The following is a 12,468-nucleotide window of genomic DNA, read 5'->3' as shown; positions in this document are numbered from 1 at the left end:
TTCATGATCCGATCTTTATGGATTGCCAAGACTGGGCTGGATGCCCAGCAAACCAATATGGATGTGATTGCCAACAACCTGGCAAACGTCAGCACCAATGGTTTTAAACGCCAACGGGCGGTATTTGAAGATTTACTCTATCAAACTGAACGTCAGCCGGGCGCGATGTCGTCTGAACAGACGAACTTACCATCGGGGTTGCAGATTGGTACGGGGGTACGCCCGGTCGCCACTGAGCGTCTGCACAGTCAGGGCAATCTGGCGCAGACCAACAACAGCAAAGATGTGGCCATCAAGGGACAGGGCCTTTTCCAGATCCAGATGCCGGATGGCACAACCGGCTATACCCGTGATGGTTCATTTCAGGTGGATCAAAATGGTCAGTTAGTGACAGCCGGTGGTTTTCAGGTCGTCCCTGCCATCATCATTCCGGACAATGCCACCAAAATCAGTATCGCCCGTGACGGGATCATCAGTGTGAACGTGCAGGGGCAAAACGCACCTCAACAGGTTGGGCAATTGACGCTGACCACGTTCATCAACGAGAGCGGTTTGGAAAGCGTGGGTGAGAACCTGTATCTGGAAACCAACAGTTCAGGTGTGCCAGTGGAAAACGCACCGGGCATCAATGGCGCTGGGTTGCTCTACCAAGGCTATGTTGAAACCTCGAATGTCAATGTCGCGGAAGAGCTGGTCAATATGATTCAGGTTCAGCGTGCTTACGAAATCAACAGCAAAGCGGTATCAACGTCTGATCAGATGCTGCAAAAACTGACCCAGTTATAATCTCATCGTTAATCGTGGAGGGACATCTTCCTCCACGATTTCTGCGATAAACTTATTCTGCGATAAACTTAAGAGCATAGAAGATGGATACAATGCCCGTTGCCAAGAACCCTTCCGGAAGCCATGCTAACAACCCAGTCGCTTATGATCCCACGGGTTTACGGAAAAATCAGGGAAATAAGTGGCGTATCGGCCTCTCTGTGGCGGCATTAACCCTGTCAGCGCTGACACTGGGGGGATGTGCCTATATGCCGCACAAACCGCTGGTGAAAGGGCAAACGACCGCAAAACCCGCCGAATCACCCGCTCCAGCACCAACAGGTTCTATTTTTCAGGTCGTCCAGCCCGTCTATTACGGTTATCAACCGCTGTTTGAAGACCGTCGTCCCCGCAATATTGGTGATACGTTGACCATCATCCTGCAAGAAAATGTCAGTGCGAGCAAAAACTCCTCAGCCAATGCCAGTCGCAATGGCAAAACCGGTTTTGCTGCGGCGTTGACTCCGCGTTTCTTGCAGGGATTAATCGGCAGTGACAAAACCGATTTGGGCATGGAAGGCAATAACGAGTTTGGCGGTAAGGGTGGAGCGAATGCCAACAATACATTCAAGGGTACGATTACTGTGACGGTGAATCAATTGCTGGCAAACGGCAACCTGCATGTGGTGGGGGAAAAACAGATCGCCATCAATCAGGGAACGGAATTCATTCGTTTCTCTGGTGTCGTGAACCCGCGCACTATCACGGGCAACAATACAGTAAGCTCCAATCAGGTTGCTGATGCCCGCATTGAATATGTGGGGGATGGTTATATTAACGAAGCCCAGAATATGGGGTGGTTGCAACGTTTCTTTATGAATATCTCACCGTTTTAAAAGAGGAGGGTCAGGATGAAAAAATTAGTCGCCAGCCTTTTTACCTTTTCGCTGGTATGGTTCAGTTCGCTCGCGCCAACCAGCGCTTTTGCAGAACGCATTCGTGATCTGACGACCCTTGAAGGTGTGAGGGATAACGCGCTGATTGGTTATGGTTTGGTGGTCGGATTGGATGGAACGGGTGACCAGACCATGCAGACGCCTTTCACCACGCAAAGCCTGAGCAATATGTTGTCGCAGTTGGGTATTACTGTGCCACCCGGTACCAATATGCAGCTTAAAAATGTGGCTGCCGTGATGGTGACAGCCAAGCTGCCACCTTTTGCGCGTTCAGGGCAAAATATTGACATTGTGGTGTCCTCGTTAGGTAATGCCAAGAGCTTACGTGGGGGGACATTGCTGATGACGCCCCTGAAAGGGGTGGATAATCAGGTCTACGCATTGGCTCAGGGAAATATTCTGGTGGGGGGCGCGGGGGCGAGTGCCGGGGGTAACAGCATTAAAATCAATCAACTGGCCGGAGGACGTATCTCTAACGGTGCAGTGATTGAGCGGGAATTACCCACGCAATTCGGCCAGAAAGGCACGCTGAACCTGCAATTGAATGATGATGATTTCAGTTTGGCCCAACAGATTAGCGACGCGATCAACCGCCTGAAAGGAACCGGGACGGCCACACCGTTGGATTCCCGTACCATTCAGTTACGTCTGCCAATAGAAAACAGCGAGCAGGTTAAGTTTCTGTCTCAAGTGCAGAACTTAAATATTCGTGTTGATGCGGGCGATGCCAAAGTGATTTTCAACTCCCGTACCGGGTCGGTGGTGATGAACCGCAATGTCACATTGGATAGCTGTGCGATTGCTCACGGTAGCCTGTCTGTCACCGTTGAGCGTCAAACGGTGGTCAATCAGCCTGACACACCATTGGCGGGAGGAAGTACTGTCGTGACCCGCAATACGGGGATTGGCATTCAGGAGCAAGGTGGCGCATTGCAGAAGGTCAATGCCAGTGCGAATCTGACTCAAGTGATACGTGCGTTGAATGCCTTGGGGGCATCACCAACGGATTTAATGTCGATTTTGCAGGCGATGGAGAGCGCAGGCTGTCTGCGTGCGAAATTGGAGATTATCTGATGAATGATTTTCTGACGACGCCCAATGCGGCTTACGATGTGAATTCGCTGCATTCACTAAAAGCGAAACTGGCACAGGAACCACAACAAGGGCTACGGCAAGTAGCCCAACAACTGGAAGGCGTCTTCGTTCAGATGATGCTGAAAAGTATGCGTTCTTCGCTGCCGCAGGATGGCATTCTGAGCAGTGAGCAGACCCGTTTTTACACTTCGATGTACGATCAGCAAATTGCCCAAGACCTTTCCCAAAAGGGACTGGGATTTGCTGACATGATCGTGAAGCAATTTTCCAATGCAAATACTATACCAAATGCAAATACTATACCAAATGCAAATACTATACCAAATGCAAATACTATACCGAATGAAAATAATAGGCCGAGTGAATTGGCGGGAACTATGCCGATGCCACTGGATAATGAAATCCTGCACACATTACCGAAACAGGCTCTGGAACCGTTTATGCGCCGGGCTATGCCTGATCCTTCATCTTCGGCTTTCACCCGTGGTTCAGGGCAGTCAAAATCATTGCCCATGAACAGTGCCAGTTTTGTTTCCATGCTTTCCCTGCCGGCACAATTGGCAAGCCAGCAAAGCGGTATCCCTCATTTATTGATTATTGCTCAGGCCGCCCTGGAATCCGGTTGGGGACAACGGGAAATTCTGACCGCAGAAGGCAAGCCGAGTCATAACCTGTTTGGTATCAAGGCCGGGAAACACTGGAAAGGGCCGGTCACCCATATCACGACGACGGAATACATTGAGGGTGAACCGAGAAAAATGCAGGACAGCTTCCGGGTATATGGCTCTTATGTGGAAGCGATAACGGATTATGCCAAATTGCTGACGGAAAATCCCCGCTATACCAAAGTCGTGCAGTCCACGACGGCTGAACAAGGCGCGTACTCCTTGCAGGATGCGGGATATGCCACCGATCCCGGTTATGCCAAAAAATTAGTGACCCTGATCCAGCAGTTAAAGAATACCGGCCATCAAATGGCAAAAGCCTATGTCTCTGATTTCGACAACCTGTTTTAAACGCCGGGTCACAAAATCAAGCGCATTTCTGCTCAAGGAACAGAGAGACATGCCGATAACTGTAACAGTGAATGACCTCCCATCGATGGAGGATTAAAGAAAACGTAAAAGGATCTACATATGTCCAATAGTCTTCTGAATACTGCCATGAGTGGTATTAACGCCGCGCAGGTGGCAATGGATGTTGTGGCTAATAACGTCACTAACTCTACAAAAACGGATTATCACCGACAGACTACCGTGATGACATCAAATAATGGCACCCAATCGCCAGTGGGTTTTATTGGCAACGGTGTGGTTGTCGGTACCATCAACCGTGAATACAGTGAATTCATCACTCAACAAAAGAATGCCGCACAAACTAAACATTCTGCACTGAATGTTTATAGCCAAGAGATCGGCAAAATCGATAAGTCATTGGCAGAAACAAATACCAATCTGTCCAACTTCATCTCAGATTTTTTCGACAGGCTGGGAGTGCTTGAGAGCAATGCGGAAGACAGCGCGGCCAGAACCACGGTATTGGGCACCGCAGAGGGTCTGGTTAACCGATTCAAAAAAGCCGATGAAACTCTGCGTCAGATAGACAGAGGCGTCAATGCCCGCATTGGACAAAATATTCAGGATATCAACAAATACGCAGAAGAAATTGCCAGTCTGAACAATGAAATTACGCGGATGCGCGGTATGGGTAATGGCGAACCCCTGGCGTTGCTGGATAAGCGTGATGAAGCGGTTAATCAATTAAATCAGTTGGTCGAAGTGAACGTCGTTCAGCAGGATGGCAGCACTTATAACGTCTCATTTGGTGGCGGCCTGACGCTGGTATCGGGCAATAAAGCCTATCAAGTGGAAGCAATCCCTTCCAGCGCTGACAGTAGCCGTATCACACTGGGTTATAACAATGGCACAGTCGGTACCAGAGAAATCGACGAACGCTTTATTTCTCAGGGGGCATTGGGTGGTGCATTGCAAGTGCGCAGGGAAGCGGTGGATTCAACCCGCAATGAGCTGAACCAACTGGCACTGGTGATGGCGGATCAATTCAATCAGGTGCAGCGTGGCGGTATTGATCTGAACGGCGACAAGGGCGCTGATTTCTTTACCTTCAACCAACCTGAGGTTATTTCCAGCAGCAACAATAAAGGTACGGCTAAAATTGAAGTGGGATATGCGGATACCACTCAAGTGAAAGCCAGTGACTATACCCTCAAATTTGAAAGTGGGAATTGGGCAGTCCAGCGCGTTTCTGACAAGGCCATGATCCCGGTGAAAAAAGAGGGTGATACGCTGGCGTTTGATGGTCTGAAAGTCAACATCAATGCGGCTGAGGCAAAAGAGCACGACAGCTATACGTTGAAAACAGTCAGCAACGTTGTGGCGACTCTGGAAGTGAATCTGAAAGATTCTTCCCAACTGGCGACCGGCACTGTCAAAGGTGCCGGCCCAAGTGATAACCGTAATATGGAGAAATTCCTTAAATTACAGGATGAGCGTTTGGTTGAGGGTAAATCATCCTTTGCCAGTGCTTACGCCTCGTTGGTCAGCCGTGTGGGGAGTAATACGCATAAAATCCAGACAAGTGCCGAAACGCAGGGAGAGATTGTTAAGCAACTGAAATCAACGCATCAATCGATTTCGGGTGTCAATCTGGATGATGAATACATCGAATTGCAACGTTTTCAACAGTATTATCTGGCAAATGCCCGTGTGATCCAGACTGCGACAACAATGTTTGATGCGATTCTGGCTATTCGCTAATCACCACTTGGTTGAAAATAAAAAGGAAATGAGATTGTGCGAGTCAGTACGAATCAATTATACACTCAAAGCATTAATGGGATTTATGATGCCCAATCGACAAAGATGAAATTGAGTGAGCAACTCTCCAGCGAGCGTCGAGTGATTAATCCCTCTGATGATCCTCTGGCGGCTTCGCAGAGCATTATGATTTCCCAATCTGAGTCGAAAAACCAGCAGTTTGCCACTGCCCGCACCTTTGCCAAAAACGCCATGTCAACCCAGTTGAGCATTATTGCCGATGCCGTGAAAGTGACGAGCTCTGTTTCTGAAACGTTGGTGGCTGCGGCATCTGCGCAGAGCGATAAGGATCGGGAATCTTATGCACAGCAATTGAACGGCCTTAAAGAACAATTGCTGAACTTGGGTAACAAAACCGATGGCAATGGACGTTATATTTTTGCTGGCTATAAAACGGATACACCTCCTTTTGTGAAAGATGACAGTGGAAAAGTCAGTTACGTCGGTGGTGATGAAAAAATTACCCAGAAAGTGGATGATAACCGCTCAATGATTATCGCCCATACCGGGCGACAGGTATTTTTATCTCATCCCAGCAATCCAATCAAAGACAGTGAACCCGATATTTTTGCTACCCTTGATATGGCGATCTCAGCGTTAAAAACGCCGTATAGCACGGCGAGTGAGGAAGAAAAGAACGCCGCGATGGCATTGATAGATAAAGCTAACCGTAGTGCCCGCAACAGCCAGAACAACTTTTCTTCGGCAGAAACCGTATTGGGCTTGCAACTTAAGGAACTGGATAGTCTGGATGATCTGGGCCGTGACCGCAGTGCCGCGAATCAAGTACAGAAAGGAGAATTAGTCGGGGTTGACTGGCTCTCCACTATCTCCAAATACTTTCAGCAAGAGGTTACACTACAGGCTTCTTACAAGGCGTTTACTGACTTAAAAGGGATGTCTCTGTTTGAGATGCGTCGCTGATTAAGACGGGTATAACGCTGTAATTTTAAGCCCTTGGCTTCTTTCTCCCACGTTACAAGAAAAGAAGCCAAGGGCTTATTGACTCCTTTCATCTTCTCGCTTTGTACTTATTGGCAATAATTCAGTTCTATTTCTTCCAGCCTTATTTGGAAAAATCCTATTTTCTTAAAATCTCATTTCTTAAAATCGCAAAGTGCAATTGTTAAACAATATTTGTATTAATAATACTCTGAAAAGAAAGGCTGACAAATAACAAATGCAGAGAATAAAAATTTTGAAATTTAAGATTTCGTGAATGGTTTTATCTTTATTCATCATTCCGGTGAATGATATTGGAAATTTGTCGTACTAAACACAGTCAGAATTATTTTTTCGCCTATAGTTTCACTGGGGAAAGAGGGTTGGCTATATAAGAAGCAAAATCGTCCTTATCCCTGATTAATTCCAATTTTTCTATTTATTATATTATTTTATCTTGTGATCAAGATCTGATCTTGAGTAGGAAAGAGGAATGTTATATTAATTTTTTTGATATAAACACATTGGATGTGTCTGATGATTTTTGTTTAGGGATAAATCTTGCCTTACTATAGATGATTAGAATAAATGAATATGAAAATTATAAACCTACTCTTTTGTATTGGATTTATCTTGTTCAGCACGATATTGATTGGATGTTTTTCGACAATCGATCATGACTGGATGATTGGGGAGAAAGGTATTAATACGGTTTGTGATGTGGTCAATAATTTTGTCGTTAATGACGACAGAACATTAACCGCCCCTTTGTGTTTGGTTTTTTTGTTACCTTTTATGGTTTTTTTTGTGATGAAGGGAATGAAAGGATTTTCGGAAAATAAATTACAATCGATAGCCTATCTATTGACGGTTATGTTTTCCATGGGTTATTGGTATTGGATGTTTTTCGGTCGGTTTATGGCCTGTCCACTTCCTACACATTGATTTTATGCATCTATTATTGATCTTGTTACTGCAATTTATCTTGTTGCGGCGATTTGTCACATCTGTCACGCATTAATTTTTTATGTATTCAAACGAGGGTTATTGGAAGATCAAGGTGTTGATCCTTATCTCCCAATAATCCGATACAGGAAAGAGACTTAATAATGTTATCTTTCTGTTGGTGCTTCCTCCCGTGTAGACATTCCATAATCTCGGATAATCGCAGCGACTTTCAGACGATAATCTGCAAACACGCCATTGCGTCCCAGCACTTGAGCCTCCTGGTGTTGGTAAGTATTTCGCCATTGCTTTATGGATTCTTCATCACGCCAATAGGAGAGTGAAAGATATTTATTGTTATGGTTGAGGCTTTGAAAACGTTCTACCGAAATAAATCCTGGAATGGTGTCCAATAATGGTCTGATTGCAGCGGCGCTATCAAAATAGCGTTCACTTTGATTTTTTGCGAGTTCGACTTCAAATATGACGGCTAGCATTATCGTCCCCTTGTAGGATAAGAAACCCTAGGTTATCGTTCTGGAACGGCTATCACTTCGATGATCATCAAAATATGAATGAATTCGACCTTGAGGAAAGAGTTTCTGCCATTGCGGCGGTACTGGCTGATCGCACCCGCGCCCGTATGCTGTTTCTGATGATGGATGGGCGTGCCTATACAGCGACTGAATTAAGTGCCGCTACCGATGTTGCTCCGTCAACAACCAGTGCACATTTAAATCGTCTGGTAGCAAAAACTTTAATCAGTTGCATTAAACAGGGACGGCATCGTTATTTTAAAATCTACAGCGCAGAAGTGGCTCAATTGCTGGAAAATATGATGTGTTTTGCCAATGCGGGGCATCAGGATGCCATCAAAATCTCCACACCTAAACCTCTGCGTTTTTTCCGTACCTGTTATGACCATATGGCAGGGGAAATCGCGGTAAAAATTCATGACAGTTTGCTGGCGAATCATTGGATAACGGAGAGTTATGAGTTAACGCCAATGGGCAAAGAACTCCTGCTTTCTCTTGGCGTATGTTGTGATGAAAAACCCCATTCCCGGCGAAAATTTGCCTGCTCCTGCCTTGATTGGAGCGAACGGCATTTTCATCTTGGTGGTTTTTTAGGCGCCTCGTTGCTTGATGCTTTTTTAAAGAAAAAATGGGCAATCAGGCGGTTAGACAGTCGGGAACTGGTATTAACCGAATCAGGAAAGCGCGGGGTTAAGCAGCAGTTTGGTGTGGAAATTAAAATAGGGAACATCCTCTGAATGAATGATGGGTTTTTATTTTGCTATCTCCATTGGGGAATATGGTAATCAATTCATCAATAGTTTTATGACTCATTTGTACCATTGTATAAGCATACTTTCCTAATGGGGATTGGTTTAAATCATTATCTTGTTGGACATTAGAACGATTTAGATAAAGAGCCTTGCCTGAATGGTTCCATTCTGCCATTTTAAGTTTCCACTTATCATCATAATTTTTTGCCGGACAGACAATATTAGCCCAAGGATCACAAATCCAAGATCCATCTGGGAATTGATTTGGCCTGTATGTCTCCCCAATTTTGGGCTTGGGATTGGTATAGCTCGGAGGGCAAATCAGTGAAAAAGCATGGTTATAGGGCCTGAGAGTAACAATTAATTGTAGCGTTAATAGTGATTTCAGAGCAGATAAATTAATGTCTGTCGGATAAAATAACTGACAAAGTGTTTGGTTATGTTCATTTTTTAAATACTGCAAGGCAAAAATAGCCAAGAGCATGCAGTTACCAACTAAAAATGAATTTTGTTTTGATATCAATTTATGATAGATTCTATTGCTGGGCACCCTTGTGGTTAATAACTCGCCACGTAATTCTTCGAAGGCGGTATATCTACGATCCAATCCCTCATCGGTGTAAAATGATTTTTTTTCTTCTGGTAAAATACTTACATCATAATATTTTATATTATGCGATTTTCCTTTAAATATATTTTGTGCTCTTTGTGCAGCATTACGTAAAATCTCTTCAATTGACATATTAAAATCCTCAATTACGTTATGATATATACCCGTTATTTTTAAATTTTAAAATTCACTTCTTTCTTTTTACAATATTGTGCATCTTCCAGATGAAGGCTCATCATGTATTACCGTGCTACCATCTGGATATATCGTAATAATACCCGTCGTCATTTTTACTCCCCTTTGGGTTGCAGTATAAGCATATTTTCCCAATGGAGACCCATTCATATGGGGATCATTTTTAAGACTAAAATGAGCGGCATGAATTATTTTCCCTTGCATATTCCATTCTGACATTCTGGCTTTCCATCTTTTATCATAATCCATAGCAGGGCAAATAATGTTTGCCCATGGATCACATATCCATGCGTTTTGTGGGAATACATTAGGTTCAGATATCATGCCAAGATAGGGTTTTGTGTCAGCATTACTGGGAGGGCTGACCATAACAAAAGCATGACTATAGGGGGCTTGAAGACAAATAATTTGTAAATTTAACAAAGAGCGGAATCGGGTATAATTTACATTTGGGTTATAAAATAAAGCACGGAGTGAATTTTTATGTTTTTTCTTCAAATAATATAAAGCGAAAATAGATAATAAGATACAATTCCCAACCAAAAAGTAATTTTTGTTTCTATGTAAATAATGATATATTTCCCTGCTGGATAATTGTTTTTCGAATAATCTTTCGTGTAATCTGTCAAAAATAAGGTCTCTGCACGCCATACCTTCTTCAGTATAAAACGCCTTCTTTCTTTCTGGTAATATATTAGGGTCATAATAACTGATATTATGCGATTTCCCTTTGAATGTCGATTGAGCGGCTTGCAGGGTATCATGCAGAATGTCTTCAATTGTATTTGCCATATTGATATCCTCAAATAAACTTATTAATTTTATTTAACGATGTGGATAGGGTGTCACTATAGAAAATGTTTAAGTGGGTTGACAACTAAAATTAACAGTAAACTATGTAAATTAATACGCTCTTTTTTTACATTAAACAAGTCATATTTATTTTTTTATTAACTTATTGATTTGTAATTTTTTAATTGAGTTTTTTGCGGTCATGGTCATATGGGCCTGTCATTGAAAATGAATCAGTCATTAAGGATGAGTCAGGCTTGTTAATGTCAGATTAGATGGAGAGAAATACGGGTTTATTATTGAGTGAGGTGACCGCTTAAACAGCCACCTTTAATGAAGTGGATATTCTATCAATTTTCTTAAGTTTCCATGACTACTTTTAACCGTCGTAAAAACCAAGAATAGTTATTTTAGCTTCGCCTCCCTTACGTTTATCCAGGGAAGAGATATATCCTGTCAGTTTCACTGTTGTGGAATGGCTAGCCATGTACGGATAAAATATGTTATGCGCACCGTCCAGATCAGCCCAAGTAGATGGTTTTTCTGGGATGCTTGAGCCATAAGGTTTTCTTATTTCTCCATTGACATACAAGGTTGTCGATACGCCAGTATGTCTTCCTTCCATACTTTTAATAATCACATGTACAGCAAAGTAATGACGATTGTCGGGAAGCACAATGCCACCATGACCGTGACCGTCGTCGAACTCAGAAATGCTGAATGTTTCAGCATGCCAAGTATATTCCTCTCTCGGGGTCTTTAGTTCTCTCTCTGAGAGTAGAATAATGTCTTCAGTTCTTTCTAAACTCTTTTTTTCTGACATGATTTAACTCCTGTTTTTATACAATGGATTTTGTGGCTAAAATTAATTCTCATTAATTCATGCTGAACAATCAATGATATTTTTTGGTTGTCAATAAAATATTAAAGATGATGGTTGTAGTGGCTTTCTTTTTTATATAAATACTTTTTCATAATGGTGACACGTTGAAATTATTGAAGATCCCTGACTTCCTGCACTACAGGGAGTCAGGAAGTGTCCCACCATGTTGAAATATCATAGATAAAAAATATAAAACACATGAGTCGATCATCAACTATTTAAAGTTAATCCGGCATAAAAAAAGACATAGCAAGATAATTAACAAAGAATATTCTGGGAGGTAATGAACCGTCTATCCGATGGAGATTGGATAAAATATAGCGAATTTTGAAAGTAGGTCAATGAGGGCAATAACATGATTCGATTTGAGGATAAGGTTGTCATTATTACGGGTGCAGGAAGTGGTATTGGGGAGGCAACAGCAAAACGCTTTTCACAAGAGGGAGCCATTGTTGTATTGGCTGGCCGGGATACAGATAAACTTAATCGGGTATTCAGCGAATTGCCATCAAACAAGGCACGGGTGATCCAGACCGATGTTGCAGATCGGGAATCGGTCAAGAACATGGTGGATGAAACGGTCAGGGTCTTTGGCAGGATAGATGTTCTGGTGAATAATGCCGGTTTGTATGCCGTGGGTGATTTATTGAGTCTTTCACAAGAAGAAGGTGAAGCCGTACTGGCGACAAATCTTAATGGCGTACTCAATGGTAGCTATTTTGCGCTGCCATATTTGCTGAAAAGCAAGGGATGTATTGTCAATAATGCCTCTGTGTCAGGATTGGGAGGGGATTGGGGTGGTGCGCACTATTGTGCAGCAAAAGGTGCTGTGGTTAATTTAACCCGTGCCATGGCACTGGATTATGGCGCACAGGGTATTCGCGTCAATAGTGTCTGCCCAAGTTTAGTTTTGACGCCGATGACCGCTCGTTTTGATGATGAAACCCTACAACATTTCAATAGCCGGATCCCGCTGAAAAGAGCCGGCAAACCTTCCGAAGTCGCGGCTGCCATTGCTTTTCTGGCGAGTGAAGATGCCAGTTTCATTAATGGTGTGAACTTGCCAATCGATGGCGGGACAACCGCATCCAATGGTCAACCCAATTTTAATTGACGGCATTGTCTCTGGGATAACGCACTGAAAAAGAGCTCCACAAATT

13 protein-coding genes are annotated in these 12,468 nt (G+C 43.6%); 9 read left to right on the top strand and 4 right to left on the bottom strand.

Annotation, left to right across the window (positions count from 1 at the left end; genetic code table 11):
- The first annotated feature begins 3 nt into the window (after positions 1–3).
- The 7 genes from flgG to Xbed_RS03710 all read left to right on the top strand — a co-directional run bounded on the left by flgG (position 4) and on the right by Xbed_RS03710 (position 7,540).
- Positions 4–786 carry a flagellar basal-body rod protein FlgG gene (gene flgG, locus Xbed_RS03740; RefSeq protein WP_086111607.1) on the top strand — a complete coding sequence of 261 codons (783 nt, stop codon included), beginning with the start codon at positions 4–6 and terminating at the stop codon, positions 784–786.
- Between the two features lie 83 nt (positions 787–869).
- Positions 870–1,661: a flagellar basal body L-ring protein FlgH gene (locus Xbed_RS03735; protein WP_086111606.1), complete on the top strand. Its 792-nt coding sequence runs from the start codon at positions 870–872 to the stop codon at positions 1,659–1,661.
- 15 nt (positions 1,662–1,676) lie between these two features.
- Positions 1,677–2,795, top strand: coding sequence for a flagellar basal body P-ring protein FlgI (locus Xbed_RS03730; RefSeq protein ID WP_086111605.1), 1,119 nt, complete (start codon positions 1,677–1,679; stop codon positions 2,793–2,795).
- Positions 2,795–3,832: a flagellar assembly peptidoglycan hydrolase FlgJ gene (gene flgJ / locus Xbed_RS03725; RefSeq protein WP_086111604.1), complete on the top strand. Its 1,038-nt coding sequence runs from the start codon at positions 2,795–2,797 to the stop codon at positions 3,830–3,832. Before Xbed_RS03730 ends, flgJ begins: the two co-directional genes overlap by 1 nt.
- Positions 3,833–3,952: 120 nt before the next feature.
- Complete coding sequence (gene flgK / locus Xbed_RS03720; RefSeq protein ID WP_086111603.1) at positions 3,953–5,593, top strand: flagellar hook-associated protein FlgK; 1,641 nt, start codon at positions 3,953–3,955, stop codon at positions 5,591–5,593.
- A 36-nt stretch (positions 5,594–5,629) separates the two neighbouring features.
- Positions 5,630–6,577, top strand: coding sequence for a flagellar hook-associated protein FlgL (flgL, locus tag Xbed_RS03715; RefSeq protein WP_086111602.1), 948 nt, complete (start codon positions 5,630–5,632; stop codon positions 6,575–6,577).
- Between the two features lie 606 nt (positions 6,578–7,183).
- Positions 7,184–7,540, top strand: coding sequence for a DUF2645 family protein (locus Xbed_RS03710; protein WP_139837449.1), 357 nt, complete (start codon positions 7,184–7,186; stop codon positions 7,538–7,540).
- A gap of 167 nt (positions 7,541–7,707) precedes the next feature.
- Here Xbed_RS03710 and Xbed_RS03705 read toward each other — a convergent pair whose 3' ends face one another.
- A complete protein-coding gene (locus Xbed_RS03705; protein ID WP_086111601.1) occupies positions 7,708–8,037 on the bottom strand; it encodes an antibiotic biosynthesis monooxygenase family protein in 330 nt (109 codons plus the stop codon).
- A gap of 74 nt (positions 8,038–8,111) precedes the next feature.
- Here Xbed_RS03705 and Xbed_RS03700 point away from each other — a divergent pair, with 74 nt between their 5' ends.
- Positions 8,112–8,813 carry an ArsR/SmtB family transcription factor gene (locus Xbed_RS03700; protein ID WP_086111600.1) on the top strand — a complete coding sequence of 234 codons (702 nt, stop codon included), beginning with the start codon at positions 8,112–8,114 and terminating at the stop codon, positions 8,811–8,813.
- Here Xbed_RS03700 and Xbed_RS03695 read toward each other — a convergent pair.
- From Xbed_RS03695 to Xbed_RS03685, 3 genes are all read right to left on the bottom strand, one after another.
- Positions 8,791–9,570 carry a hypothetical protein gene (locus Xbed_RS03695; protein ID WP_086111599.1) on the bottom strand — a complete coding sequence of 260 codons (780 nt, stop codon included), beginning with the start codon at positions 9,568–9,570 and terminating at the stop codon, positions 8,791–8,793. The two genes, Xbed_RS03700 and Xbed_RS03695, sit on opposite strands and share 23 nt — an antisense overlap.
- Positions 9,571–9,639: 69 nt before the next feature.
- The gene (locus tag Xbed_RS03690) at positions 9,640–10,425 is read right to left on the bottom strand and encodes a hypothetical protein (RefSeq protein ID WP_086111598.1); all 786 of its coding nucleotides are present in this window, start codon (positions 10,423–10,425) and stop codon (positions 9,640–9,642) included.
- Between the two features lie 379 nt (positions 10,426–10,804).
- Positions 10,805–11,248, bottom strand: a complete 444-nt coding sequence (locus Xbed_RS03685; protein ID WP_086111597.1) for a hypothetical protein — start codon at positions 11,246–11,248, stop codon at positions 10,805–10,807.
- A 415-nt stretch (positions 11,249–11,663) separates the two neighbouring features.
- Between Xbed_RS03685 and budC the strand changes: the two genes are divergently transcribed.
- Positions 11,664–12,422 (top strand): meso-2,3-butanediol dehydrogenase, encoded by a 759-nt coding sequence (gene budC / locus Xbed_RS03680; protein WP_208612189.1) that lies wholly within the window; start codon positions 11,664–11,666, stop codon positions 12,420–12,422.
- The last annotated feature ends 46 nt before the right edge of the window (positions 12,423–12,468 follow it).

The sequence above is a fragment of the Xenorhabdus beddingii genome (genome assembly GCF_002127545.1).
Lineage (GTDB): Bacteria > Pseudomonadota > Gammaproteobacteria > Enterobacterales > Enterobacteriaceae > Xenorhabdus > Xenorhabdus beddingii.
The sequence above is the reverse complement of the archived record's forward strand: the minus strand, read 5'-3'. Positions and strand labels throughout refer to the sequence as shown.

Excerpts from the sequence above, each read along its gene's own strand:
- Xbed_RS03700 (WP_086111600.1), top strand. The coding sequence starts at position 8,112 with ATGAATGAATTCGACCTTGAGGAAAGAGTTTCTGCCATTGCGGCGGTA.
- flgG (WP_086111607.1), top strand. The coding sequence starts at position 4 with ATGATCCGATCTTTATGGATTGCCAAGACTGGGCTGGATGCCCAGCAA.
- flgK (WP_086111603.1), top strand. The coding sequence starts at position 3,953 with ATGTCCAATAGTCTTCTGAATACTGCCATGAGTGGTATTAACGCCGCG.
- Xbed_RS03735 (WP_086111606.1), top strand. The coding sequence starts at position 870 with ATGGATACAATGCCCGTTGCCAAGAACCCTTCCGGAAGCCATGCTAAC.
- Xbed_RS03695 (WP_086111599.1), bottom strand. The coding sequence starts at position 9,570 with ATGTCAATTGAAGAGATTTTACGTAATGCTGCACAAAGAGCACAAAAT.
- Xbed_RS03690 (WP_086111598.1), bottom strand. The coding sequence starts at position 10,425 with ATGGCAAATACAATTGAAGACATTCTGCATGATACCCTGCAAGCCGCT.
- Xbed_RS03705 (WP_086111601.1), bottom strand. The coding sequence starts at position 8,037 with ATGCTAGCCGTCATATTTGAAGTCGAACTCGCAAAAAATCAAAGTGAA.
- budC (WP_208612189.1), top strand. The coding sequence starts at position 11,664 with ATGATTCGATTTGAGGATAAGGTTGTCATTATTACGGGTGCAGGAAGT.
- Xbed_RS03710 (WP_139837449.1), top strand. The coding sequence starts at position 7,184 with ATGAATATGAAAATTATAAACCTACTCTTTTGTATTGGATTTATCTTG.
- Xbed_RS03730 (WP_086111605.1), top strand. The coding sequence starts at position 1,677 with ATGAAAAAATTAGTCGCCAGCCTTTTTACCTTTTCGCTGGTATGGTTC.
- flgJ (WP_086111604.1), top strand. The coding sequence starts at position 2,795 with ATGAATGATTTTCTGACGACGCCCAATGCGGCTTACGATGTGAATTCG.
- Xbed_RS03685 (WP_086111597.1), bottom strand. The coding sequence starts at position 11,248 with ATGTCAGAAAAAAAGAGTTTAGAAAGAACTGAAGACATTATTCTACTC.